This window comes from Paenibacillus sepulcri (assembly GCF_042647105.1).
Taxonomy (GTDB): Bacteria; Bacillota; Bacilli; order Paenibacillales; family Paenibacillaceae; genus Paenibacillus_Z; species Paenibacillus_Z sepulcri.
This window is the reverse complement of record NZ_JBHRUP010000001.1, coordinates 369,118-393,621: the sequence shown is the minus strand read 5'-3', so window position 1 is coordinate 393,621 and position 24,504 is coordinate 369,118. Positions and strand designations below refer to the sequence as shown.

The 24,504-nt window shown below is 52.0% G+C and carries 23 protein-coding genes; 21 read left to right on the top strand and 2 right to left on the bottom strand.

What is annotated here, in order from left to right:
- Window position 1: 1 nt before the first annotated feature.
- The 3 genes from glnA (at window position 2) to cdaS (ending at window position 2,752) form a co-directional block, all read left to right on the top strand.
- Window positions 2-1,330, top strand: coding sequence for a type I glutamate--ammonia ligase (glnA, locus tag ACFOLF_RS01755; protein ID WP_210040533.1), 1,329 nt, complete (start codon window positions 2-4; stop codon window positions 1,328-1,330).
- Between the two features lie 268 nt (window positions 1,331-1,598).
- Window positions 1,599-1,970 carry a hypothetical protein gene (locus ACFOLF_RS01750; protein ID WP_210040535.1) on the top strand — a complete coding sequence of 124 codons (372 nt, stop codon included), beginning with the start codon at window positions 1,599-1,601 and terminating at the stop codon, window positions 1,968-1,970.
- 152 nt (window positions 1,971-2,122) lie between these two features.
- On the top strand, window positions 2,123-2,752 hold the full coding sequence (gene cdaS / locus ACFOLF_RS01745) for a sporulation-specific diadenylate cyclase CdaS (RefSeq protein WP_210040537.1): 630 nt from the start codon (window positions 2,123-2,125) through the stop codon (window positions 2,750-2,752).
- Between the two features lie 111 nt (window positions 2,753-2,863).
- Here the strand turns inward: cdaS and lexA are convergent, their stop codons facing one another.
- The gene (gene lexA / locus ACFOLF_RS01740; RefSeq protein ID WP_210040539.1) at window positions 2,864-3,484 is read right to left on the bottom strand and encodes a transcriptional repressor LexA; all 621 of its coding nucleotides are present in this window, start codon (window positions 3,482-3,484) and stop codon (window positions 2,864-2,866) included.
- 189 nt (window positions 3,485-3,673) lie between these two features.
- Here lexA and ACFOLF_RS01735 point away from each other — a divergent pair, with 189 nt between their 5' ends.
- From ACFOLF_RS01735 to ACFOLF_RS01710, 6 genes are all read left to right on the top strand, one after another.
- Complete coding sequence (locus tag ACFOLF_RS01735) at window positions 3,674-4,051, top strand: LysM peptidoglycan-binding domain-containing protein (protein ID WP_210040541.1); 378 nt, start codon at window positions 3,674-3,676, stop codon at window positions 4,049-4,051.
- A 121-nt stretch (window positions 4,052-4,172) separates the two neighbouring features.
- A complete protein-coding gene (locus ACFOLF_RS01730; protein WP_379113865.1) occupies window positions 4,173-4,364 on the top strand; it encodes a DUF896 domain-containing protein in 192 nt (63 codons plus the stop codon).
- Between the two features lie 56 nt (window positions 4,365-4,420).
- The gene (locus tag ACFOLF_RS01725) at window positions 4,421-5,407 is read left to right on the top strand and encodes an aldo/keto reductase (RefSeq protein WP_210040543.1); all 987 of its coding nucleotides are present in this window, start codon (window positions 4,421-4,423) and stop codon (window positions 5,405-5,407) included.
- 56 nt (window positions 5,408-5,463) lie between these two features.
- Window positions 5,464-5,814, top strand: coding sequence for a glyoxalase superfamily protein (locus ACFOLF_RS01720; protein ID WP_210040545.1), 351 nt, complete (start codon window positions 5,464-5,466; stop codon window positions 5,812-5,814).
- 134 nt (window positions 5,815-5,948) lie between these two features.
- Window positions 5,949-6,467 (top strand): hypothetical protein, encoded by a 519-nt coding sequence (locus ACFOLF_RS01715; RefSeq protein WP_210040547.1) that lies wholly within the window; start codon window positions 5,949-5,951, stop codon window positions 6,465-6,467.
- A 24-nt stretch (window positions 6,468-6,491) separates the two neighbouring features.
- On the top strand, window positions 6,492-7,277 hold the full coding sequence (locus tag ACFOLF_RS01710) for an HAD family hydrolase (protein ID WP_210040549.1): 786 nt from the start codon (window positions 6,492-6,494) through the stop codon (window positions 7,275-7,277).
- 98 nt (window positions 7,278-7,375) lie between these two features.
- Here ACFOLF_RS01710 and ACFOLF_RS01705 read toward each other — a convergent pair whose 3' ends face one another.
- Window positions 7,376-7,918 carry a 1,2-dihydroxy-3-keto-5-methylthiopentene dioxygenase gene (locus tag ACFOLF_RS01705; protein ID WP_210040551.1) on the bottom strand — a complete coding sequence of 181 codons (543 nt, stop codon included), beginning with the start codon at window positions 7,916-7,918 and terminating at the stop codon, window positions 7,376-7,378.
- Window positions 7,919-8,106: 188 nt separating this feature from the next.
- Between ACFOLF_RS01705 and metH the strand changes: the two genes are divergently transcribed.
- From metH to ACFOLF_RS01645, 12 genes are all read left to right on the top strand, one after another.
- Window positions 8,107-11,547 carry a methionine synthase gene (gene metH / locus ACFOLF_RS01700; protein WP_210040553.1) on the top strand — a complete coding sequence of 1,147 codons (3,441 nt, stop codon included), beginning with the start codon at window positions 8,107-8,109 and terminating at the stop codon, window positions 11,545-11,547.
- Window positions 11,548-11,842: 295 nt separating this feature from the next.
- Entirely contained in the window at window positions 11,843-12,790 is a 948-nt protein-coding gene (rnz, locus tag ACFOLF_RS01695) for a ribonuclease Z (RefSeq protein WP_210040555.1), read from the top strand.
- Between the two features lie 233 nt (window positions 12,791-13,023).
- Window positions 13,024-15,309 carry a DEAD/DEAH box helicase gene (locus ACFOLF_RS01690; RefSeq protein ID WP_210040557.1) on the top strand — a complete coding sequence of 762 codons (2,286 nt, stop codon included), beginning with the start codon at window positions 13,024-13,026 and terminating at the stop codon, window positions 15,307-15,309.
- Complete coding sequence (locus ACFOLF_RS01685) at window positions 15,306-16,796, top strand: ribonuclease H-like domain-containing protein (RefSeq protein ID WP_210040559.1); 1,491 nt, start codon at window positions 15,306-15,308, stop codon at window positions 16,794-16,796. Before ACFOLF_RS01690 ends, ACFOLF_RS01685 begins: the two co-directional genes overlap by 4 nt.
- Window positions 16,793-17,884: a Gfo/Idh/MocA family protein gene (locus ACFOLF_RS01680; RefSeq protein ID WP_210040561.1), complete on the top strand. Its 1,092-nt coding sequence runs from the start codon at window positions 16,793-16,795 to the stop codon at window positions 17,882-17,884. The genes ACFOLF_RS01685 and ACFOLF_RS01680 overlap by 4 nt, the downstream gene beginning before the upstream one ends.
- The gene (locus ACFOLF_RS01675) at window positions 17,885-18,697 is read left to right on the top strand and encodes a TIGR01457 family HAD-type hydrolase (protein ID WP_210040563.1); all 813 of its coding nucleotides are present in this window, start codon (window positions 17,885-17,887) and stop codon (window positions 18,695-18,697) included. It abuts the gene before it with no gap.
- 31 nt (window positions 18,698-18,728) lie between these two features.
- The gene (locus ACFOLF_RS01670) at window positions 18,729-19,544 is read left to right on the top strand and encodes an Fpg/Nei family DNA glycosylase (RefSeq protein ID WP_210040565.1); all 816 of its coding nucleotides are present in this window, start codon (window positions 18,729-18,731) and stop codon (window positions 19,542-19,544) included.
- Window positions 19,545-19,548: 4 nt separating this feature from the next.
- Window positions 19,549-20,385, top strand: a complete 837-nt coding sequence (locus tag ACFOLF_RS01665; RefSeq protein WP_210040567.1) for a deoxyribonuclease IV — start codon at window positions 19,549-19,551, stop codon at window positions 20,383-20,385.
- Window positions 20,382-20,687 (top strand): cyclic-phosphate processing receiver domain-containing protein, encoded by a 306-nt coding sequence (locus ACFOLF_RS01660; protein ID WP_210040569.1) that lies wholly within the window; start codon window positions 20,382-20,384, stop codon window positions 20,685-20,687. The genes ACFOLF_RS01665 and ACFOLF_RS01660 overlap by 4 nt, the downstream gene beginning before the upstream one ends.
- A gap of 18 nt (window positions 20,688-20,705) precedes the next feature.
- Window positions 20,706-21,494 (top strand): ABC transporter ATP-binding protein, encoded by a 789-nt coding sequence (locus tag ACFOLF_RS01655; protein WP_210040571.1) that lies wholly within the window; start codon window positions 20,706-20,708, stop codon window positions 21,492-21,494.
- Window positions 21,491-22,507, top strand: coding sequence for an SAM-dependent methyltransferase (locus ACFOLF_RS01650; RefSeq protein ID WP_379113863.1), 1,017 nt, complete (start codon window positions 21,491-21,493; stop codon window positions 22,505-22,507). The genes ACFOLF_RS01655 and ACFOLF_RS01650 overlap by 4 nt, the downstream gene beginning before the upstream one ends.
- 238 nt (window positions 22,508-22,745) lie before the next feature.
- Window positions 22,746-24,347 (top strand): serine/threonine-protein kinase, encoded by a 1,602-nt coding sequence (locus ACFOLF_RS01645; protein WP_210040573.1) that lies wholly within the window; start codon window positions 22,746-22,748, stop codon window positions 24,345-24,347.
- Window positions 24,348-24,504: the final 157 nt, after the last annotated feature.

The window sequence follows — 24,504 nt, the reverse complement described above, 5'->3', positions numbered from 1 at the left end:
AGTGAGCTACACCAGAGAGGACATCCTGCGTGCGACCAAAGAAGAGAATGTTCGATTTATCCGACTGCAATTTACCGATCTTCTGGGAACGATCAAGAACGTGGAAATTCCTGTAAGCCAACTGGAAAAAGCCCTTGATAATAAAATGATGTTTGACGGTTCCTCCATTGAAGGTTATGTCCGTATTGAGGAATCCGATATGTACTTATACCCCGATCTGGATACTTGGGTGATTTTTCCCTGGGTTGCTGAAGATCGTATTGCCCGATTAATCTGCGACATCTATATGCCTGACGGAACACCTTTCGCCGGAGATCCCCGCGGCATCCTGAAACGGGCGCTGAAAGAGGCTGCAGAATTGGGCTATTCCGCAATGAACGTTGGGCCAGAGCCGGAGTTCTTCCTGTTCAAAACCGACGACAAAGGTGAACCTACCACCGAATTAAACGACCAGGGCGGATATTTCGACCTTGCGCCGATGGATCTGGGCGAGAACTGCCGTCGCGAGATCGTACTTACTTTGGAAGAAATGGGCTTTGAAATTGAAGCTTCCCATCATGAAGTCGCGCCGGGGCAGCATGAGATTGATTTCAAATATGCCAATGCCATTAAAGCGGCTGACCAGATCCAAACGTTCAAACTCGTTGTTAAGACCATCGCCCGTCAGCATGGATTGCATGCTTCCTTTATGCCTAAACCGCTGTTTGGCGTAAATGGTTCGGGAATGCACTGCCACCAATCCCTGTTCAAAGGTAAGGAAAATGCGTTCTACGACGAGAACGACAGAGTCGGGTTAAGTCAGGATGCCCGTTATTACATGGCTGGTGTTCTCCGTCATGCCCGCGCATTCGCAGCTATCACGAACCCGACAGTCAATTCCTACAAGCGGCTGGTTCCAGGCTACGAGGCGCCAAATTATGTAGCATGGTCCGCAAGCAACCGCAGTCCGATGATTCGTATTCCGGCATCGCGAGGTCTCAGCACCCGTATTGAAGTGAGAAATCCGGATCCCGCTGCCAACCCTTATCTGGCACTGGCGGTTATGCTCAGAGCCGGTTTGGATGGTATCAAAAGCAAACTTCCGCTGCCTGCTCCAACCGATCGTAATGTCTACATTATGACGGAGGAAGAGCGTATCGACGAAGGTATTCAAAGCTTGCCTGAGAGTCTCAAGGAAGCGCTCGATGAAATGCTGCGCGATGACATTATCTGTGACGCGCTTGGCGATCATGCACTTGCTCATTTCTTTGAACTGAAAGAAATTGAGTGGGACATGTACCGCACACAGGTTCATCAGTGGGAACGCGATCAATATTTGACTCTGTACTAAAACCGGAAATCCCTTGGCGCTATTAGCGTTGAGGGATTTTTTTCTTTGGGGGTATATAGATAAATGACAGCTCACTCGGGACAGCATCCCCCATAGTGCCCCCAAAATGCCTCTTGATCGTTTTATACTCGAAACAAATCCTGTTCGCCTTTCCGCTGGAATGAGGTGTAATAATATCCCGCTTGTCTGGTTAAGACTAATAACTCAAAGAAGTGCCTTCAGCATGAGAATATGAACAATTTCAGCAGGACGAAAAGGAGTTATCAATGTGGCAGAAAAAAGCATCCTTGCCTATTTCAAGAGTCCGGAGCAAGCGGAAAAAGCTTTGAAGCAGCTTCAGGCTCTTTCGATTGCAGATGGTTCGATTGAACGGATCGACGGGTATCCCGGAGATGGGATTAACCGCTCTGGAAACCCGGTTACCAGCAGTATTCCGGGACTTGGCTATTTGACTCTTGGAGAGGATGTTGGAGAGCCGGATGCAGGCATTCTGGCTGCAGCAAATGTCAGCGCGAGCGGTTACAGTTCTGGAGGACCGGAGAACAGAGTGACGGGGTATGATATTTTATTGACTGTTGTCATTGGGGAGAAGGATTATGACAAAGCGTTGAAAATAGTCCAAAGCTCCGGTGCTTTATAGCTTGCCCCTGAACTGGTATCCATTCCCCGCGAGCTTCGGCTGGCGGGTATTTGTTCGTTGAATGTCATAATTAAATTGAAGCTTCTCGTCAATACTAAAGTACCATGGACGGGTTTGGGCGGTAAAAAATTAAAGTGTGCGGGGTGTATGAAATGGGGCAGGGCAATTGCGATGAGACTCCTTTAAAGGAACGGCTGAAACAGCATATCCACCTTATTGTCAATGAATCACAGCGTATTCTGGATCAAATTGATGCTGAAAATCACTGTCTTTTGAGTGACTTTGATAATATTGGCAGAACTTTTAAAGAAGTTGAATCCCTGGCCGCTTCATTCTATCTGCAATGTTATTTATCCTCATTTACATCCAACTATTTGGATCTTTCCATCTGCATTCAGAATCTTATGGAGCGCCGGCACGGGGCTTTGATTGTCATCGAGAGAAATGATAACCTGGATGCCATCATCCATTCCGGGGTTGCGCTTGTGGCCAAATTGAGCTATTCCCTGCTGGAGGCGATCTTTTATCCGGGTAATCCGCTGCATGACGGGGCCGTTCTCATCAAGTCCGATCAAATTATTTCCGCCGCCAATGTCCTGCCTGTATCCAATGCATCGAATGTGGACAAGAAATTTGGAATGCGGCATCGCGCCGCGATCGGACTGACCGAAATAACAGATGCGCTTGTACTGGTTGTATCCGAAGAAAGCGGGGATGCGTCCTTTGTCTACAAGGGAAAACTCCATCCAATAAAGACAATGGTCATGCCAACGACGGTCTAAATGTATTTTTGAGTTCCTTGAGGTAATCCCGATGGTACCCAATATGTAAAACAAAAAAGAGACTGGCGATGCCCTCAAGGCAACGCCAGTCTCTGCTTCATAAGAAGTCACTTAGTGAATATCGCGGAAAAGTCCGATAACTTTACCTAAAATCGTTACATTGCGAAGCCGAATCGGCTCCATTGTCGGATTCTCCGGCTGCAGCCGGATATGATCGCGTTCACGATAAAAGGTTTTCACCGTCGCCTCGTCATCCTCCGTCATCGCAACCACGATGTCGCCGTTGATAGCGGATTGCTGCTGCCGCACAATGACATAATCGCCGTCCTGAATGCCTGCGTCAATCATGCTCTCTCCCATTACGTTAAGTATGAAGACATTATGATCACCGACTTTGCTTGAAGGGAGAGGATAGTAATCCTCAATGTTCTCGGTAGCTGTAATTGGCACCCCTGCAGTAACCTTGCCCACAATGGGAACTTTGGTGATTGCGATTGGAAAAGGAATCTCATTGTCCGCTTGATCCAATATCTCAATCGCTCTCGGTTTCGTCGGGTCACGGCGGATTAAGCCTTTCTTCTCCAGACGGTCCAAATGTCCGTGTACGGTTGAACTGGAAGCAAGTCCTACAGCTTCACCGATTTCCCGGACGGATGGGGGATATCCCTTCTCCCGCACCTCCGTCTTGATGAATTCCAGAATCGCCTGTTGGCGGTTCGATAGTTTCGACACCAGAATCACTCCAAAGGTTCATTTGTGTCAAATTATAACACAGAACCGGAGTTCGTACAAACATAAGTTCGAGAAACAAGAGTTCGTATTTTATGGGGAACAAATGTTCCGAAAACAGTTGACTGCAAACGGGTGTTCGTGTTAATATTGGTTTATCGAAAACAGAACAAACGTTTGGGGTGCTGGGAAATGATGATAACAATATCTTCTTACTCTTCTATGAATTCAGAGAATAAAGCTGATAAAGGTTACGTGAAATCTGCATCAGATAAAAGCAGGTCAAAGAAGCTGGTGATGCGGATGATAGCGGCAATATTGTTTTTCTCGCTCTTATTCGTTGGTTTTTCTATAATGCAGGGAAGTGCAACGAGCGAGCATCCAGCGGAGCCCGCTGCGGGCGAGAAAGTCATCTCGATCAGTGAGGGCCAGACACTTTGGGAAATAGCAGGGGATCTGCGTAAGGAAGGCGAAGATATCCGGCGAATCATTTATGACTTGAAGGAACGGAACAACCTGACTTCCAGCACACTTATGGCCGGACAAACATTGATTATACCAGCGGACTGATGCAGTCCGCTTTTTTTATTTCCATCTACAGGACAAAGGTCGTATTTTCTTGACAATAGAGGATTAAAAATGTCAAAGTAAAGGGTGAATGTTTACAGCATCATGAGAGGAGCGTATCGGTTTGGAAGAGCTTATTGCAAGGATTAATGAGTTGTCACGAAAAAATAAAGCAGTCGGATTAACTCCGGAGGAAACAATCGAGCGCGATGCTCTGCGTCAGAAATATCTGGAGAACTTCAAGCAAAATTTCAAGAACCAAATCGAAACGATTAAATTTGTGGAAGATGAGGAAGAAAGCGGCGGCAAGCAATAAAACTGCTTGCGACTAGCCCGGTTTCACCAAATAATAAGCAGGGTGGGGTTATAACGATGCAAATCAAGCTGCTTGGACGCAGTGGACTTGCCGTTTCGGAGCTTTGTTTAGGGACGATGAGTTTTGGAAATACAACAAGTCAAGGCGATTCCATTCGCATGATCCATCAGTTTATGGAGCAGGGCGGCAATTTTCTGGATACGGCGAATGTCTATGTTTCCGGCCGATCGGAGGAGATCGTAGGCGAAGCGATCAAGGATTTTCGGTCAGAGGTTGTGCTGGCAACGAAAGTGCGGATGAATACCGCTGACCATCCCAACGGGGCGGGCGTCTCGCGCAAGCATATTATGCAAAGCGTCGAAGAAAGCCTGCAGCGTCTGCAGACTGACTATATCGATTTGTATCAGGTTCATGTATGGGATCATCTGACTCCTATAGATGAGACGCTTCGCGCTCTCGACGATCTGGTCACTTCGGGCAAGGTCCGTTATATCGGATGCTCCAATTTTTTTGCCTGGCAGCTGATGAAATCCCTTGCCGTCAGCGATGCCAACCGCTATGTCCGGTTTATTTCCATTCAACCGCAGTATAGTCTGGTCAGCCGTGAGATGGATCGGGAAATGATGTCGCTTTGTCTGGAGGAGAACGTCGGCGTTATTCCCTGGGCTCCGCTTGGTGGAGGATTTCTGACGGGACGTTATTCCAGGGAAGAGCCTACATCGGGAAGATTGACGTCAAAGGTTGGAGAAAGTTCATGGGGTCTGCGCGCCACGGAACGTAACTTTGCCATCCTGGATGCCGTCCGGGCAGCCGCTCATGAACTGGACAAGACGCCTGCACAAATCGCTCTCGCCTGGCTGCTGCAAAGAAAAGGTATCACATCGCCGATATTCGGAGCCAGCACATTGGAACAGTTCTCGGAAAATATGGGGGCTGTGGGCTGGACAATGCCAAGTGAAATATGGAATCGGCTGGATGAAGTTAGCTCGCTTCCTTCCGAGTATCCGAATCGTTTCATCGCCAAATTCGCCCGGCCTTTTTAACTCTTTTTCAAGAGAATGAGAATGTTTTGCACAAAGTCTTGTGATTGGGGGGCGCAATGAAGGTTAAACGAATTGTCGCCAACGTAGATACCAGGAATATTGCAGCTGCCAAAAGCTTTTACCAGGATGTTCTCGGCCTCGATTTGTTGATGGATCATGGATGGATTGGAACCTATGGTTCTGATGAGCAAATGGGCATTCAAATTAGCTTCGCCCAGCATGGGGGTTCCAACACGCCTACGCCTAATTTGTCCATTGAGGTCGATGATGTCGATGCTGCATTCGAACGCATGAACAGAGCCGGATTTACGATCGAGTATGGTCCGGCTGATGAGCCCTGGGGCGTACGTCGTTTCTATGTCCGCGATCCGTTCGGCCAACTTGTCAACATTCTTGCTCATATTTAATTTGATGCATGTCATTCATTCAGGCGAATGGATGGAACAGGAATGGCACAAATACACGCAGCAGACGGGTGTAAAATTCAAGAAATTGCTTACGATGCAAGTTTTGCTTCGCAAAACTTTTAGGAGGAACGTAATTGTCAAGATCCTGGGAACGAAAGGTTCAGAAGAACCAGAGTCAACTTAACAAACAGCGCAAGAAGCAGGGCATGGCGCCTCTGATGGCAAGCAAGACAGCGAGCAGTCCGATTGATACATATAAAGGGCGCAGTCTTTTAATGCCCGCCTTTCTTCTGGTCTTCACGGCAGTCTACGCCTCGATCAGCATTGCACAGGGCACTTACAAGGATTCCGGAAACATGTTCTGGATCACGATCGGCTGTTATATCTTTCTGGCGCTGCTGTTTATATTGCGGCGTCCTTATTTGGCAATCGGAAAAGACTTTGTTCGATCGCGGCGCTTTGCCGGTGACCGCACGCTTTACTTAAGCTCAATCAAAGGAATCAGCGTACAGAAGGGCTCCGTTATTATCGAGCAGCCCAAAGGCGGAAGCTGGGTATTCTCGCGATTATTCAACCGTTATCCGACGGATGAAATGACCGAACGGCTCCGGACCTTTGCAGCAGCCAACAATATTCCGTTTGCGGAGAAATAAAGAACTGGAGTGGGGAAATTCGTCATGGGCAAAAAAGCGGTACTATTTGATTTGGATGATACGCTGTTATGGGATGACCGGAGTGTAAGCGAAGCTTTCGCAGCTACTTGTCAGGCGGCGGCGGATAAGACTGGCGTCAATCTACATGATTTGGAGGAAGCTGTCCGGCGCGAAGCCCGGGCTTTGTACGAATCCTATGAGACCTATGCCTTTACAAAAATGATCGGGATCAATCCCTTTGAGGGATTGTGGGCGAATTTTCTTGAAGGCGAGCAGGAGGAGTTCAGAAAGCTGCAGCAGCTGGCTCCCGCTTACCGGCGTGAAGCGTGGACTCGAGGGCTGAAGGCTCTGGGAATCCTTGATGAGCAGCTGGGAGCTGAGCTTGCGGAGATGTTTCCCGCAGAGCGCCGCAAGCGCCCGCTGATCTATGAAGAAACCTTCCGCGTGCTGGATAAGCTCAAAGGCCAATACAAGCTGCTGCTGCTCACCAATGGCTCTCCTGATTTGCAGCGGGAGAAGCTGGCAGGCGTACCGGAGCTTGCGCCTTATTTTGATCATATCATCATTTCCGGAGAATTTGGTCAGGGGAAGCCGGCTGCGCCGATTTTTCAGCATGCACTTGAATCGTTGGGGATCGAACCGGCGGATGGAATCATGGTGGGCGACAAGCTGACCACGGACATACTCGGTGCAAATACGGTTGGCATGACCTCGGTTTGGATCAACCGCCATGGCGTGAAACGCAGCGACGACATTATCCCTTCACATGAGATCAAACATCTGGAGGAACTGCTGCCTCTGCTTGTATAAAGATATTGGAATCATAAAGACCCGCTTTCCTGTGATACACATTCAAGCGTGTATCACAGGAAGCGGGTCTATTTATATGACTATGAATGGTCAGGGCATTAAGCCTTCTGGAAGGATTCATCGGCGAACGGATGAGCAATCCAGCCCTCGGTCTCGACAAAGAGGCGCACGGCAACGATCTGGCGGTTATCCATCAAGGTGAAAAAATGCGGTTTATGCTCGGGAACGGAAATAACGTCTCCCGCTTCGAGTTCAACATCGAAATAGCCCACATCGTCGCTGCCCTTGATGATGAAGATGCCGCGCCCAGCCGTGATAGCCCGTACTTCATCTTCCGTATGGGTGTGAACCTGCTCGAATTTCTTCAGCAGTTCGTCGAGGTTGGGTGTCGCATCCGAGAGCGCGATAATGTCCCAGGTCCGGTAGCCGCGGCGGGCAGCCAGGTCGTTGATTTCTGCATCGAAAGTGGATAGAATCTGCTGTTTCTCCTCATCCGTCAGAATGAATTTCTGATGTAACTCGGCAGGCAGTTTCTCCGGGTTCCAGTGTTCATACAAGACTTCTTGTTTTTCCAAAAATTCACGGACGTTTGCTTCGCCCGAAATACGCTCTTCTGTGTTGCGGATACGAATTTCAGCCATGTTGTAATCCCTCTTTCCTATAGATGTTAATTCCGATAAGATTAATTATAAAACAAAACGCCAAGACTGTCGACAACACCTTTTCAGCAGGTTGTGAATCTGATAAACTAAAAGTTAATGATTTTTCGCTGCGCCTTCGCTTTGCTATTGCTTGGGAAGGTCTGCAGTTGCGGAAGGGAAGTGCATCGATGACAAAACCAACTATACAACAAATGCTGCAAAAACGCATTCTCATTCTCGACGGTGCAATGGGAACGATGATTCAGCAGGAGGATCTGGGTCCAGAGGATTTCGGTGGCGAAGAGCTGGACGGCTGTAATGAAATGCTCGTTCTGACTCGTCCGGATGTAATCATTTCCATACATGAGGCTTATCTGGAAGCAGGCGCCGACATTCTGGAGACGAATACTTTCGGCGCAACGGGAGTGGTTCTGGCCGAATATGATATTCCGGAGAAATCGCGGGAAATCAATCTCGCTGCTGCAGCCATAGCGCGTCAAGCGGCAGACAAGTTTTCCACGCCGGAAAGGCCGCGTTTTGTTGCCGGGGCCATGGGGCCAACGACGAAGACGCTTTCTGTCACAGGCGGGGTGACTTTCGATGGTCTGGTGGACACTTATTACGAGCAGGCGGTAGCCCTTATTGAGGGTAAAGTAGACGCTCTTCTGCTCGAAACCTCACAGGATACATTGAACGTAAAGGCAGGAACAATCGGCATCAGCAAGGCGTTTGAAACCACAGGCATCACGCTGCCGATTATGATTTCCGGGACGATTGAGCCCATGGGGACGACGCTTGCTGGACAAAATATTGAATCCTTCTATATATCTCTGGAGCATTTGAATCCGATTTCGATCGGTCTGAACTGCGCGACAGGTCCGGAGTTTATGCGCGATCATATCCGTTCGCTGTCGGAGATCTCACACTCTGCGGTAAGCTGTTACCCCAATGCGGGACTGCCTGATGAGAACGGCCTGTATCACGAATCGCCAACCTCGCTGGCAGGGAAGATCGCTGCTTTTGCCGAGCAGGGCTGGCTTAATATCGCCGGCGGCTGCTGTGGAACCACGCCTGCCCACATCAAAGCGATGGCGGAGACGCTTGCCAATTATACGCCGCGCCAGCAGATGGGCAATCATCCTGCTGCCTTGTCCGGCATTGAGACGGTCTTTGTTGAAGAAGACAACCGCCCGATTATGATCGGCGAGCGGACGAACATTTCCGGCTCGCGCAAATTCAAACGGCTGATCAAGGAGGCCAAGTTTGAAGAAGCGTCGGAGGTGGCACGGGCTCAGGTGAAAGGCGGAGCGCATGTCATTGACATCAATCTCCAGGACACGGATATCGATGAGGCCTACGCGGTCAACATGTTTCTGCCGGAGGTAGTCAAGAAAGTCAAGGTTCCGCTTATGCTCGACTCCACCTATGATCATATTATCGAGCTTGGGCTCAAGTATTCCCAGGGTAAAGCGATCATTAACTCCATTAACCTGGAGGACGGCGAAACCAAGTTTGAAAAAATCCTGCCGCTGATTCACCGTTACGGCGCATCGGTCGTCTGTATATTAATAGATGAGCGCGGACAAGCCGTATCCCGCGAAGCCAAGATGGAGGTGGCGGCACGCTCCTACGACCTGCTGGTCAACAAATACGGGATGAACCCTGAGGATATTATTTTTGATCCGAATATGTTCCCTGTTGGTTCCGGTGATCCGCAGTATATCGGTTCCGCTGTGGAGACGCTTGAAGGGATCAAAATGATCAAGGAGAAATTCCCCAAAGCCAAGACTATTCTGGGCTTGAGCAATATTTCCTTTGGTCTTCCCGATGCGGGCCGCGAGGTGCTCAACTCTGTTTATCTGTATCATTCCACCAAAGCGGGCCTGGACTACGCCATTGTGAACACAGAGAAGCTGGAGCGCTACGCGTCCATTCCGGAAGAAGAGCGCCGATTGGCGGAGGAATTAATTTATAATACGAACGATGATACATTAGCCGAATTTGTGGCCGCTTTCCGCAACAAGAAGGTGGAAAAGAAAGAAAAATTGTCGAGCTTGCCGCTTGAGGAGCGACTGGGCTCGTATGTGGTGGAGGGAACGAAGGAAGGGCTGATTCCTGATCTGGATGAGGCGCTGAGCAAATATTCGCCGCTTGAAGTGATCAACGGTCCTTTGATGAAAGGGATGGAAGAGGTTGGGCGGCTGTTCAACAACAATGAGCTCATCGTGGCCGAGGTGCTGCAAAGCGCCGAAGTGATGAAAGCCTCGGTTGCCCATCTGGAGCCGCATATGGAGAAGAATGAAACGGCAGTCAAGGGCAAGATCATTTTGGCTACCGTTAAAGGCGACGTCCACGATATCGGGAAGAATCTGGTTGAGATCATTTTGTCCAATAACGGGTACAAAATCATAAACCTTGGCATAAAGGTGCCGCCGGAGAAGCTGATCGAAGCTTACCGGAATGAAAAAGCGGATGCCATCGGATTATCCGGCCTGCTTGTCAAATCCGCCCAGCAGATGGTGATTACCGCTCAGGATATGCGAAATGCCGGTATTGATGCCCCGATCCTTGTCGGAGGCGCGGCATTGACCCGCAAGTTCACTAGAACGCGGATCAGCCCGGAATATGACGGACTCGTGCTGTATGCGAAGGATGCCATGGATGGTCTGGACATCGCCAATAAATTGATGAATCCGGAATTCAGGCAGGCTTATGAGGACGATCTCGCCGCATTCAAGGCAGCCGGAAGCGTCGAGGAAGAAGTCAAGAAGCCGCTGCCGGAGCTTACGCGGGCAACCCGCTCCAACGTGTCGACAGACAAACCGGTTTTCATTCCGCCGGATCTGGATCGTCATGTGCTTCGTAATGTCCCGATTCCGCAGATTGTTCCTTATGTGAACATGCAGATGCTGCTGGGCCATCATTTGGGCCTCAAGGGCAGTGTAGAGCAGCTGCTGGCGGAGAAGAACAGCAAAGCGGTCCAGCTGAAGGAAACGGTCGATTCCATTCTGATGGAAGCCGCCGCAAAAGGGACTCTTCATGCCCATGGCATGTACCGGTTCTTCCCGGCACAGTCGTCCGGCAACGATATTATTATCTATGACCCTGCGGAGCCTGGCCGTGAAATCAAACGCTTCTCGTTCCCGCGCCAGCAGGTGGCGCCGTTTCTCTGTCTGGCGGATTTCCTGAAATCGGTGGACAGCGGTATTATGGATTATGTCGGCTTTCTCGTCGTGACCGCCGGTGAAGGGGTGCGCGAATTGGCCGGTCAGCTCAAGGACAACGGCGATTATCTGCGTTCCCATGCTTACCAATCCGTTGCGCTTGAAGTGGCGGAAGGGCTTGCCGAGCGCGTACATCATATGATGCGCGATACATGGGGCTTCCCGGATCCGCATGATTTCACGATGAAGCAGCGCCATGGGGCGCGTTATCAAGGGATTCGTGTTTCGTTCGGCTACCCGGCATGCCCGAACCTGGAGGACCAGGAGCCGCTGTTCGACCTGATGAAACCGCAGGATATAGGGGTCGAGTTGACGGAAGGCTTTATGATGGAGCCGGAGGCGTCCGTTTCCGCCATGGTATTCGCCCATCCGGAAGCGCAGTATTTTAACGTCGAAAAGCTGTAAATCGTAATGGATGAAGGCTGGATATGAATGGATACTGCTCTGCCGAAAGTCTCATTACGAAGTGAAATGCGAATGAGTCGCAGCTGGTCAGAGCAGTATCCCCGGCTTCCCAAGAAATACCCTTGGCAGAACGGTATTATACCGGTCCTGCTAAGGGTATTGTTAAACTTATAGGATTTATATCTTCACGAACCAAATAAATTTTTCTATAAGTTCAATTGGGAAGGAACTTGCTTCAGCCGTGAAATGGACGGGGGCAGTTTCTTCTTGCCAGAGGACTAGGAGGAAAGCAGCTATGCAGATCGTATTTCTGGGAACAAGCGCAGGAAGACCGACCAAGGCACGCAATGTCACATCGATAGCGCTCAAGCTCCCTGAACCTTCAAACGGGTTTTGGCTCATTGATTGCGGAGAAGGCACCCAGCACCGTTTGCTCGGGAGCAAGCTCAAGCTCAACCGTCTGGAGCGTATTCTGATTACCCATCTGCATGGGGATCATATCTACGGGCTGCCCGGACTTCTTACCAGCCGCTCCTATTTTGATGGGGCGGGGCCGTTGCAAATCTATGGGCCGAGCGGGCTGCGCGCATATCTGGAAAGTGTCTTCGAGCATAGCGGCGTTCATCTTGAATATGAGCTGGACATCATTGAGATAGCTGAGGCAGGGCTGGTAGCGGAGGATGAAAGGTTCTCGGTCGAAACGGAAGAGCTGGAGCATCGTCTCCCTTCTTACGGTTACCGTATAACGGAGCTGGCACAGCAGGGGCATCTGGATATCGCGAAATTGACTCAATTGGGCGTTCCTCCCGGTCCCCTGTACGGAAGACTCAAGAATGGTGAGGATATTACGCTTGAGAATGGAGAAGTGATCCGCTCCTCGGATGTGGTCGGCGCGAGCCTTCCTGGAAGAATCATCACGATACTTGGGGACACGCGGCCTTGTGAAAATGCGGTACATCTGGCAGAAGGGGCTGACCTGCTCGTGCATGAAGCCACATTCGCAGCTGGAATGGAAGAGAAAGCTGCGGCATATGGACACTCTACAGTGGTTCAGGCCGCACAGATCGCTTCCCGGGCAGGGGCCAGGAAGCTGGTGCTGACTCATTTCAGCTCCCGCTTCGACGACGAGGCTGTCGAAGGGCTGATTGCCGACGCCCAGTCGATATTTCCAGCCTCTGCTGCCGCTTACGACTATCTGGAAATTCTTGTGCCAAGACCTGATACGAATGGCCGGCTAGCATAAAAATTTCCTGGTTCCGGCATTCCATAGAGCCGCCCTTCAACCCGCTCGGGGATAGGGCGGTTCTTTGTCATTTGCGATTGCGGACCGAACATGCATTCTGTACAATATAAGAGATGGCATGAATTACGTTCTGCGAAGACCGAGTAATTTTTTATCATACTAAATAAGGAATGTCCGTGTAATTTTACATTTTCATAGATTCATATTTAAGAAACACAAAGGGGGAACTCCACATGAACCGGTGGACGGGGAAGGCTTCAAGCTTGGACGAATGGCTGCAGCTGCTCACGCAGCAACCGGAAATCATGGATAATGTGACGCATTGGCATACCATACCGCCCAAGGAAGCGCGGTCGACTGCCATGCCGGCGGATATTCATCCCAAGCTTGCGGAAGCGCTGGCCGGGCGGGGGATCAGCCAGCTGTTTGTTCATCAGGCCGAGGCGTACCATGCGGTGCGCGATGGTCAGAACGTCGTTACGGTCACGCCGACGGCATCCGGCAAGACCTTATGCTATAACCTGCCGGTGCTGCAGTCGCTGCTTGAGAATGACAGCGGCAGAGCGCTGTACCTGTTTCCAACAAAGGCCTTGGCGCAGGATCAGGTGGCTGAGCTTCAGGAGCTGGCAGCGGCGATGGATGTGGATTTGAAGACACATACCTATGATGGCGATACGCCGCCGACTGTCAGACAGGTCATTCGCAATGCCGGACATATCGTGGTCACGAATCCGGATATGCTTCATTCGGCCATACTGCCACATCATACCAAATGGGTGAAATTGTTTGAAAATGTCAAATATATTGTAATTGATGAGCTGCATTCCTACCGCGGTGTATTCGGGAGCCATGTATCGAATGTGATCCGGCGCTTGAAGCGGATATGCCGGTTTTATGGCTCAAATCCGCAGTTTATCTGCGCCTCGGCGACGATCGATAACCCTGGCGAGCATGCCGAGCGTTTGATCGGGGAGCGTGTGCGGCTGGTTAACAACAACGGTGCGCCGATGGGGGAGAAGCATTTTATCTGCTACAATCCGCCTATCGTGAATAAACAGCTTGGCATCCGCCGCAGCAGCGTGCTGGAATCGCGCAAGCTGGCCGCCTCATTGCTGCGTCAGGGTGTGCAGACCATCGTGTTTGCGCGCAGCCGGGTAAGAGTCGAGCTTCTGCTGACATATTTGCAGGAACTCGTAAAGGATGAGCTCGGCCCCAAGACCATCAGAGGATATCGCGGAGGCTATTTGCCCAAGCTCAGGAGAGAGATCGAACACGGGCTGCGCAGCGGCGAGATCCGCGGCGTTGTCAGCACCAACGCGCTGGAGCTTGGCATCGACATCGGGCAGCTGCAGGCCTGTGTCATGAACGGCTATCCCGGGACGATCGCCAGTACATGGCAGCAATCCGGTCGCGCAGGCAGACGGCAGGGCACGTCGGTAACCTTCCTCGTGGCAAGCAGCAATCCGCTGGATCAATATATGATTCAGAATCCGGATTTTTTCTTCAACCGGCCGCCGGAGCGGGCACTCATTCATCCCGATAATTTGTTGATATTGATTGATCATGTCAAATGCGCTGCCTATGAGCTGCCGTTCGAAGCCGGAGAGAAATTCGGGGAAGAGCCGCTCGAGCATATGCTTGAATTTCTGACGGAGGAGAAGGTGCTGCACCGGGTGAAGGACCGGTGGTACTGGATGGAGCAGTCGTTCCCGGCACATGGCATATCGCTCCGGTCAGCGGCTCTGGAGAATTTTATCATTATCGATATGACCAATGGCAGCCGCGTGCTTGGCGAGGTGGATCGTTTCAGTGCGCCTACGCTTATTCATGAGGAAGCCATATACATTCATGAGGGTGTCCAGTACCAGGTGGAGAAGCTGGATTATCCGGAGAAGAAGGCTTTTGTACGCGAAATTGATGTCGACTATTATACCGACGCCAATATGGCGGTGGAGCTGAAGGTGCTCCATGTTGACAAAGAGCGGCAAAACGGAGAGCTGCTGCGCCAGTACGGGGAGGTTACGATCAACGCCAAAGCGACCATATTCAAAAAAATCCGTCTGCGCACCCATGAGAACATCGGCTCCGGACCGATCCATTTGCCAGAGGAGGAGCTTCATACGAGCGGATACTGGTTCTCCTTCAGTGAAGAAGCCGCTGCGCGCAAGAGCAGCAATGTCATGCAGCAGGCGCTGCTGGGCCTTGCCAATGTGCTGGTTCATTTGGCTCCGCTATATCTGATGTGCGACCCGCTCGATATTCGCGTCGTGCCGCAGGTCAAGGCCGTACATACCAAAAGACCCACCATCTATTTCTATGACCGCTATCCCGGCGGTATCGGGCTGAGCGAGCGATTGTATGAGGTTCATGACGAACTGCTCCAGCATGCCAAGTCGCTTATCCGCTCCTGTACCTGTATTAGCGGCTGTCCAGCCTGCGTTGGACCGATCGAGGAGGTCGGCTTGCTCGGCAAATCGCTGGCGCTGGATTTGATTGAAGAAACGGGAGTCCGCTCATGAGCGGACTTCGGGATCGGATCATGCGGCTTAGAGGCACCGCTGCAGCCGGAGCTTCGATTGCCGGCGGCGATGAAGCGGGCGCCGGCTCATCTGAAGAAAATAATCGGGAAATAGCGGCTGAATTATGGGAACCAGCACACACGGCGCAGCCGGATTCGACTGCCATCCATCAAGGGGAATTAGACGAGCAGTCTTCTGCGTCTGATGACGATTCACTCGCTACCGATTCGCTCACGGGCGATTGGGATGGTATAGGTGTCGTGCTCCAGGAGTCATCAGAGGGTTTCTTCCTGATCCGCAAGGTCCGTTACCCCTTATCCCATCGTCATGGTTTGCACCATTTATCGGAGCTGCAGGACACGGCTGCAGGTCTGAGCGCTTTTGAACGGCTGGCTGACAGTGTGAAAGTCAAGCGGGAATCAAGGGCTGCAGCGAAGGCGGGCAAGCCAGGGACGATACCGCTTGGCGGCGCAGAGCCGTCCTTTGTGGATCCGGAAAGGCTCCTGTTTCTCGATCTGGAGACGACCGGTCTTGGAGTCGGAGCGGGAAATGTGCCTTTTATGGTCGGACTCGGTTACATGGAAGCGGGAGCTTATGTCGTTGAACAAATGCTGATTCGCCATCCTGCTGAAGAGCGGGCGATGCTGGCTTATTTGCAGGAGCTGCTGCCGCGCTTCACCCACCTGGTCACCTACAACGGGCGGACGTTCGACTGGCCTGTTCTGCAGAACAGATTTATCCTGAACGGTTACCGTCACTTCAAATGGGAGCCTGTGCATATCGATTTGCTTCACCCGTCACGGAGCATCTGGCGAAACACCCTGGTATCTTGCAGGCTAAGCCATGTCGAAGAAGAGCGGCTCGGCATACAGCGGACGGACGATGTTCCAGGTTCTCAGGCCCCGGCCATTTATTTTCAATTCCTCGCTGATGCAGATCCGCAGCCTCTGCTTGGCGTGTTTCTTCATAATGAATCGGATATGCTTTCCCTGACTTGTCTTGCTATCCGCTTCGGCCATCTCCTGGAAGGGCGGATCGGAACATACGTTGTACATCCAACCGAGCCGGAGGAGATTCTCCGAACGGGCTTATGGCTTGAGAAAATGGGAGCTTTGCAGCATGCCGAAGAGCTGTATGTCCGGCTTTCAGAGGAATCGCATACTCCCGCATCCTGTCTGTGCATGCTGGCAGAGCGTGACAAGAAATGTGGAAATTGGCCGCGTGCTGTGTTATTGTGGCAGAAGGCTGTACAAGGGTCTCGGCGCTCCGATTGGCCGGATTGGAATGCCCATATCGAGCTTGCCATGTACTTCGAGCATAAGACCAGGCAGCTTGATGAAGCGCTGATTCTGGCCGAAGAGGCTTTATCGCTGGTTCAGCACCGGTATTCGGGACTGCGGTTGGACGCGAAACGCCGCGCCGAGATCGACAATATCCGCAAACGTATTGAACGGCTCAGGAATAAGACAGGGAGGCTTTACGGATGAAAGAACTGCGATTTGCCATGCTTGGCTTTGGAAATATCGCAAAAACGCATATGACCGCACTTCGTGCGATGCCTATAATCAAGAACCCGCCGCTGATACCGGTGCTCGATACACTGGTAACCAGACGTCCTGATCTCCACCTTGCCCAGGCGCAAGCCATTGGGTTCCGCCATGTGACTGCATCCTCTGCCGAAGCGGCGGCTGACGATAGAGTGGACATCTTTGATATTTGTACGCCTAATGCGAACCATTACGACGATGTTTTGACTGCCCTCAAGGGCGGCAAATCCATCTACTGCGAGAAACCGGTAACAGAATCCTACAGCCGGTCCCGGGCACTGCTCACTGAAGTGAAAGGGAAGCCGGATCTCAGGCAGCAGCTCGCCTTTACGTTTCGTTATCATCCTGCCGTCATGCGGATCAAACACTGGCTGTCGGAGGAGATTATCGGCAATGTGCTGCAATGCAAAATATCCTACCGCCGCTCGGGCTATCTGAATCCGGAGCGCCCTGTAAGCTGGCGTCTGCAGAGCGGGATGTCCGGCGGCGGCGCCATCAGCGATCTTGGCGTGCATGTGATAGATCTGCTGCATCACTGGTTTGGCGAGCTTACGGATGTAAGCGGCCGAACGAATACTTATGTCCAGAAGCGTCCAAGCGCGGACACCGGCGAAATTGTGACCGTGGATGTGGATGACTGGGCCATGATGACGTATTCGACAGCCTCGGGGGTAAGCGGAACGGCGGAGGTATCGCGCATTGCTCTTGGATCCGATGCCTATGATATTCAGATCGTCGGCACGAAGGGCTCCATCACCTGCGATCTGGAGCGCGATTCCGTCCCCGTCGTTCATTTGCTCAGCGGCAGCCGTTCCGCTTTGCCTGCACCTGATTCCTTAAGTCTGCTTCCGGATGAAAAAGCGACCATGGGCATCTCTGTTGATACCCATTTTGCCGCGCTTCATCATTTTATCCGGCGTTATGCCGGAGAAGATAACTGGAATGGTCTGGCTCCGACGATTGAGGATGGCGTGCGTGCGGAATACTGGATAGATCGGGTACTTGCCGAGAATAAGGGGTTGACCTGAATGCCCGGCGCGGTAAGCTCCATGCGGGGTTTTCTGATTGATCTGGATGGAACTCTCTATAACGGCCAGAAGATGATTGAAGGCGCTGATGCTCTCATTCGCATGCTGCGTGAAAATCAGGTTCCTTATCTTTTTGTGACCAACAATTCAACAGCAGCGCCTGATGTGGTTGCCAGCCGTCTGACCGGCATGGGAATTCCTGCAGAATCCTCCGAGGTATGCACCTCTGCCCAGGCGGCTGCATCTTATATTGCGGAGCGGCGGCAGGGCGCGCGTGTATTTGTGCTTGGAGAAGAGGGTCTTCAGTCGGCTGCTGCCGAGGCAGGTCTGCAGGTTGTGGAGGAGAATCCGGATTTTGTGGTTCAGGGAATCGACCGCAAGCTTACTTATGCCCGACTGTCTGCGGCAGTCCGTCATATCCGGAGCGGAGCCGGCTACGTGCTGACTAATCCGGATGTGCTGCTTCCTTCTGATGGCGAGCTGCTGCCGGGTGCCGGCACGATCGCAGCCATGCTGAGAACTGCGACAGGAATTGAGCCAGTGCTTATCGGCAAGCCGTCCGATGTATTAATGAATGTGGCGTTGGAGCGATTGGCGCTTTCAGCCGAAGAGACCTGGGTGATTGGAGATAACCCGGCAACGGATATCGCGGCTGGTCATGCTGCCGGCTGCCCGACCATTCTGGTTCTCACGGGACTTGCCACTCAGGAGAATTACGCTGCGCTTCTGCAAGCAGCCGGCTGTGAAGCTGGAGCTGTAATTGAAGACTTACATACCCTAATGGCTTACATTTCTGACAAACTAGAATCCTAAAGCACCGCATATGAGAAAGGAAGAGAACCCGATGCCTGAATGGCCGGAAATGGAAAACTATCGTAAAATGCTCGCTGAACGCATCTCGGGGCAGCCGATTACGAAAGTTGAAGTCACCCGCGAGAAATCAATCAATGTGCCCGTTGAGGTTTTTACCCAGGAGCTGGTTGGCGCAACGGTGCTGTTTGTCGAGCGAAGGGGCAAAATGCTCCTGTTTCATCTGGACAACGGCAAGCGGCTGCTGCTTCATTTGATGCTGGGAGGCCTGATTCATTTTGGACCGCCGGCAGAGCGTCCGGACCGCAGTGTCCAGGTGGCGCTAGAATTTCCGAACGGAGAATTATGTTTTATCGGTCTCCGGCTCGGTTATATCCACCTATACAAGGTCAAGGAAGTGGAAGCTCATCTGGCCAAATTAGGACCGGACCCGCTGGATAAACGATTGACGCTCGAGCAGTTCAAGAAACGTTTTGCCGGAAAAAGAGGATCGCTGAAGACCGCACTTGTGAATCAACAGGTCGTCTCCGGTATTGGCAATTGCTATGCCGACGAAATCGTATTCGACGCCGCTGTCCGTCCAGACGCCCACATATCCGATCTGGAGCCGGCAACCTGGGAGAATCTGTACCATTCCATGCATAAAGTGCTGCTGAATGCTGCCTCCCTCGGCGGATATATGGAAATGCCATTGACGGCTGACGATACATTAACCGGCGGCTACAACGACCACTGCCTTGTGTATGATCGTGGCGGGGAGCCGTGCGTTCGGTGCGATGGGACGATTGAGCAGGGGGAGATCAACTCCCGCAAAATGTTTTATTGCCCATCCTGCCAAAAGGACCGGTAAGCCTATGCTCGCCGGTTCTCATGTGTCGACAAGAGGCGGTTACCTTGAAGCGGCCAAGCGCGCGGCAGCGCTGGGGGCCAATGCCTTTCAATATTTTCCGAAAAACCCGAGAAGCTTGAGCATCAAGGCATTTGATGCCAGCGATGGCGCCCGCTGTGCGGAATTTTGCCGGAAGCAGGGGATCGTCTCCGTTGGCCATACTCCTTATCCCACGAATGTGGCAGCGGAGAGCGAGGACCAGCGTAAGCGTACGGTCCTGTCGCTGCTGAATGACCTGGACATTGCGGAGGCGTGCGGATCGCTTGGCGTGGTGGTTCATTTTGGAGTATATAAGGGCAAGGAGCCTCTGGAAGGTTACCGCAATGCCGTTCATACTTTAAGCAGTGTAACGACGCAATGGAGCGGCCGTGCAAAGCTGCTCATCGAGAATCAGGCGGGCGACCATACGTTTATGGGAACGACGATTGAGGAGCTTGCCCAGGTGCGAAGCTTATGTGCCGATAAGGAGAAAATCGGCTTTTGCCTCGATACCTGTCATTTGTTTGCGAGCGGAGTGTGGAATGGAAGCCCAGATGCGCCATGGATGGAGAAGGCGGGGCAGCTTGGCGTTCTCCCGCATCTGATTGCCATCCATTTGAATGATTCGGTATACCCTTCCGGCGAGAAGCGTGATCGCCATGCGGTTATCGGCGAAGGGTACATCGCCGAAGCAGGCTTCAGATGGCTGCTCAACCACCCTGCACTTGCACAGATCCCCTTTATTTTGGAGACGCCGTCTGGCGCGGACGGTACACACATGGAACAGCTCAGGCTTGTTCGGAGTATGGGAGGAAGCCGATGATTAATGTGTATCTCGATGATTACCGGGCTTGTCCGGCGGGCTTCACACTTGTCAAAAATGCCGAGGATTGCAAGCAGCTTCTGGGGCATGAAGAAGTGAATATTCTATCGCTTGACTACGATCTTGGATGGGGTCAGCCCACAGGCCTTGAAGTAGCCAGGTACATCGTGGAGAGCGGCCGATACCCGCTTGCGATTTATTTTCATACATCCAGTCCCGCAGGCCGAGCGCAGATGATGGAATTACTGCTTCAGCATGCGCCATCCCATATTGTAATTCATAATGGACCAATGCTGGTGTAATAACAGGGGGAATACGAAATGATTCATTTGAATGAAATAACACTGCGCCGTGAAGAGCGTGATATCTTGACCGGTGTTAATTTACATATGGAAAAAGGCCAGCACTGGGTTATTCTGGGGCGCAATGGCTCGGGCAAAACGACGCTGATGGAAATGATGACCGGTTATATGTTTCCATCCTCCGGTACGGTCGATGTGTTGGGCAACCGTTACGGCGCTTGCGACGTGCGTGAGGTGCGCAAGGAAATCGGATATATCAGCCAATCCGTTATCGAGAAGCTATCGCTAACCGATCCGGTTTGGGAAATTGTTGCAACAGGAGAATACGCATTTTTGCGTTTCTATCAGGCTATTGATGAGGAAGTCCGCCTGAAGGCGATACGCCTTGTTGAAGAAGTAGGGCTCGGCCATATGGCCTATCAGCCGCTTGGAACGCTATCCCAAGGGGAACGCAAAAAAATACTCCTTGCGCGGTCTCTGATGTCGAATCCCAAGCTTCTCATTATGGACGAGCCGTGTGCGGGTCTTGATCTGCATGAACGGGAGAAGCTTCTGGTTGATCTGGGCAGATTGAGCGACCGGGGGTTGATGGTGGTTTATGTGACCCATCATCTGGAGGAGATTATCCCGTTGTTCACCCATGTTGCCCTTCTGCATGAAGGACGGCTGACGGCAGCGGGTCCCAAAGAACTGGTGTTGAGCGCGGAGGCGCTTAGTCAGGCTTATGACTGGCCGGTTGAAGTGGAGTGGGTAGATGGCAGGCCGTGGATTCGGGCTGTCGCAAGGCAGGGAGGAATGGAGCGTTGACGCAGTGGATCGGAACGGCTAATCATGGCTTTGCCAGTTATGCAATGGAAGAGCTGCGGCGTTTATTTGATGGGATTAAATTTACCCAGCTGGCTGCCGGGGAGATTTTTCGCATGGAGCTCCCGCAAAGCCGTGAAGAGGTATTGGCCGTATTGCAAGCCAAGGAGCCGATTTTTCTGCGCCATATCCAGCCGATCGATCGTGCGCTTCCCATTCATGGGAATGCCGATGATCTGGAGGCTCTGTCCGATCTGGTGCGCAGTGCGCGCATTCGCTGTGAAGGCCGCTCTGCTGCCGTGCATCTGCGGCGTGCCGAGCGTACGCCTTTTATTTATTCGGCAGCCGATACGAAGGCTGTGCTGGATGCGGTGCTGACTGAGCTTGGCAGCGAGCCGGCAATGCAGTCGCCGGATTTGATTCTTTCCATTTATGCGGGTCCGGAGGAGTTCTATGTCGGCTGGGGCACACCCGAGGAGCAGCTGTCGGACTGGCCGGGCGGAGCAATCCGATTTCAGCGTGAAGATGGCCAGATCTCCAGGGCAAAGTTCAAGCTGCTGGAAGCGGAGCGGACCTTCAAGCTTGATTTTGCCGAATATGGCGAAGCTCTCGACATCGGTGCGGCCCCTGGAGGGTGGACCCATTTGCTGCTTGACCGCGGTCTTCGTGTCACTTCTGTCGATCCCGCCGATCTGCATCCTTCACTGGCCAGCTATCACCGGCTGACCTATTTGAAGAAAAATGCTTCGGATGTGAAGTTCAACCCGGAAACATTTGATTTGCTGGTCTGCGACATGAGCTGGAGCCCCATGCAAATGGCGAAGCTGGTGCTGGAGCAGATCGATGCCCTTTCACCTGGTGCAACAGCGATCATTACCCTCAAGCTGATGCACAAAAAACCGCTTCAAACGATCCGTGACGTTATTGCCAAGCTGGAGTCCGCATTCGTGCTGATCAAAGCAAAACAATTGTTTCACAACCGTGATGAAATTACGTTATACTTGATTAAACGGTAAACAAAACCTATATGCTAATGTTTGGGAAAGCATCCCGATCGTACAGACCAAGAGTCTGTATTTTCGGGGTGCTTTTTTTGATCTTATACCAATCAAGCTTGCTCCTGTTGGTGTCTTTAAGGTCCAAATGGAGAAGCGTTGCTTTTGCCGCCAGGGAATGGAGGAAGCTGTTTCTTCTTGTTTCTTGTTTTTTAGTTAGGTGGGTTTGTATAAATGATAGCAGCGGGAGGACCGGAAGATGGACATGGAAGGGAATTACGGGTACGAAATTGGAGCTGTAATCGGGGAGCGGTATCGGATTGCAGGATTGATCGGCCAGGGAGGGATGGGGGATGTGTATGCGGCAGAAGATCTCCGGCTGCAGGGAAAGCTGCGCGCCCTGAAAGTGAATAAGCCTCCTACTGCGGATGGTTTGTACAGCGCTGAAGAGGCTGCCCTATTGATGAGGCTCAATCATCCGCGACTTCCGCTGATCGTCGATTATTACCCTCCTGATGAGGGGAGGGAAATACTGGTCATGGATTATATTGACGGCGAAACGCTGCAATCGCGTTTAAGAAGCAGCAGAACGGGGATTATGTCTGAAGTAGATGCGCTCGAGACAGGCATTCAGCTTAGTGACGCCCTTCATTATCTGCATATGCAAAATCCGCCTATTATTCACCGCGACCTCAAGCCGACCAATGTGATGCTTGACCATAGCGGATACGTGCGTCTGATTGATTTCGGAATCGCCAGAAGGTATAAATCCGGTCAGGAGCACGACACAGTCAAGCTGGGAACGCCTGGCTTCGCAGCTCCGGAGCAGGAAGGGGAGAGGCAAAGCGATGCGCGAACGGATGTGTTCGGGCTTGGAGCGCTGTTGTTCTATCTCCTCAGCGGAGGGACAAAACTGCAAAGCAGCGGAATGACGGGAAGCGGTATGCTTGCGCATATCTCAGCTTCGGTCCGGGGTGTGATCGGTCAGATGGTCGATCCGCGGCCCAACTGCCGTTATCCCTCCATGCTCGAAGCTAGGAGCGCACTGGAAGACTGCCTGAAGAACGGCAGGGCCGGCGCGCAGGCCATAAGTATTCATGGACCGTCTGCTCGCGCTGGACAGCGGTATAGTCTTAAAGCAGACAAAGCTGTCGTGCATATTACCGTTGCCTCGTTGTCACCCGGTGCCGGATCCACCTTCACGTCCATCACGCTTGCCCGTTTGATGCAGCAGCATGGTATAGACTGTGCGGCGGTGGAGCATCCGCTGCTTGAGCCTGAATGGCATGCCTTGTTGAATTTGGAGGCAGCCTCATCCATCCCCGATTCGGACAGGCCGCTGGATTCACGCTTTACGCGGACGCGAACAAGCAGCGAGAATCATATCGTCTGGCACACGCTTCTTCCTGAGCTTCCCCGGGAGAGTGCGGATGATGCGCTGAAATACAGATTGATGATGGAATCTCTCAACCAGTCAGTGGTCATAACCGATGTATCCAGCAAATGGACTGAGCGGGAAGCGGAGGAGCAGCTTCTGAGCGCCGATATATTATTGTTCGTGGTGGACCCTCTTCCCTTCAAATGGACGCCTTCGCGGATTAAGGCGGCGCAAGTCCTATGCTTCGAGCGCGATAAGCAGGGTTTTGCGACGAAGTGGATCGCCAACAAGGATATGAAATTCAATTACCGCACAGAGTGGCTGTCGATGATTCCAGGCAAGCCTGCAATATCCATCCCGCTGCTGCCGGCTGAAGCATGGGCAGAGCTGATGTGGAGCGGTGGGTGGGCAACCGCCCGCAAGGCTTGGATGAAAGCGCTTGAGAAGGCCTTTCAGCCCTTTATAAGCAACCTTTTTGCTTGAAGTTGACACAATTGACAAGCTCCTGTGATACAATGGTACGCGAGCGGTATGGATATTCTGCCGGTTAATGCACTAATGCCGCAATTTGGCTCAGTGCTTATTTCTACGGATGCGGGAAGCATGCCGATCGTTAAACGACCATACAGAAACGGAGCAC

Coding starts and splice junctions, on each gene's coding strand:
- metH (WP_210040553.1), top strand. CDS start 8,107: ATGACAAAACCAACTATACAACAAATGCTGCAAAAACGCATTCTCATT.
- ACFOLF_RS01660 (WP_210040569.1), top strand. CDS start 20,382: ATGATTAATGTGTATCTCGATGATTACCGGGCTTGTCCGGCGGGCTTC.
- rnz (WP_210040555.1), top strand. CDS start 11,843: ATGCAGATCGTATTTCTGGGAACAAGCGCAGGAAGACCGACCAAGGCA.
- ACFOLF_RS01690 (WP_210040557.1), top strand. CDS start 13,024: ATGAACCGGTGGACGGGGAAGGCTTCAAGCTTGGACGAATGGCTGCAG.
- ACFOLF_RS01645 (WP_210040573.1), top strand. CDS start 22,746: ATGGACATGGAAGGGAATTACGGGTACGAAATTGGAGCTGTAATCGGG.
- ACFOLF_RS01685 (WP_210040559.1), top strand. CDS start 15,306: ATGAGCGGACTTCGGGATCGGATCATGCGGCTTAGAGGCACCGCTGCA.
- ACFOLF_RS01675 (WP_210040563.1), top strand. CDS start 17,885: ATGCCCGGCGCGGTAAGCTCCATGCGGGGTTTTCTGATTGATCTGGAT.
- ACFOLF_RS01710 (WP_210040549.1), top strand. CDS start 6,492: ATGGGCAAAAAAGCGGTACTATTTGATTTGGATGATACGCTGTTATGG.
- ACFOLF_RS01670 (WP_210040565.1), top strand. CDS start 18,729: ATGCCTGAATGGCCGGAAATGGAAAACTATCGTAAAATGCTCGCTGAA.
- cdaS (WP_210040537.1), top strand. CDS start 2,123: ATGGGGCAGGGCAATTGCGATGAGACTCCTTTAAAGGAACGGCTGAAA.
- ACFOLF_RS01655 (WP_210040571.1), top strand. CDS start 20,706: ATGATTCATTTGAATGAAATAACACTGCGCCGTGAAGAGCGTGATATC.
- ACFOLF_RS01665 (WP_210040567.1), top strand. CDS start 19,549: ATGCTCGCCGGTTCTCATGTGTCGACAAGAGGCGGTTACCTTGAAGCG.
- ACFOLF_RS01705 (WP_210040551.1), bottom strand. CDS start 7,918: ATGGCTGAAATTCGTATCCGCAACACAGAAGAGCGTATTTCGGGCGAA.
- ACFOLF_RS01680 (WP_210040561.1), top strand. CDS start 16,793: ATGAAAGAACTGCGATTTGCCATGCTTGGCTTTGGAAATATCGCAAAA.
- ACFOLF_RS01725 (WP_210040543.1), top strand. CDS start 4,421: ATGCAAATCAAGCTGCTTGGACGCAGTGGACTTGCCGTTTCGGAGCTT.
- ACFOLF_RS01720 (WP_210040545.1), top strand. CDS start 5,464: ATGAAGGTTAAACGAATTGTCGCCAACGTAGATACCAGGAATATTGCA.
- ACFOLF_RS01735 (WP_210040541.1), top strand. CDS start 3,674: ATGATGATAACAATATCTTCTTACTCTTCTATGAATTCAGAGAATAAA.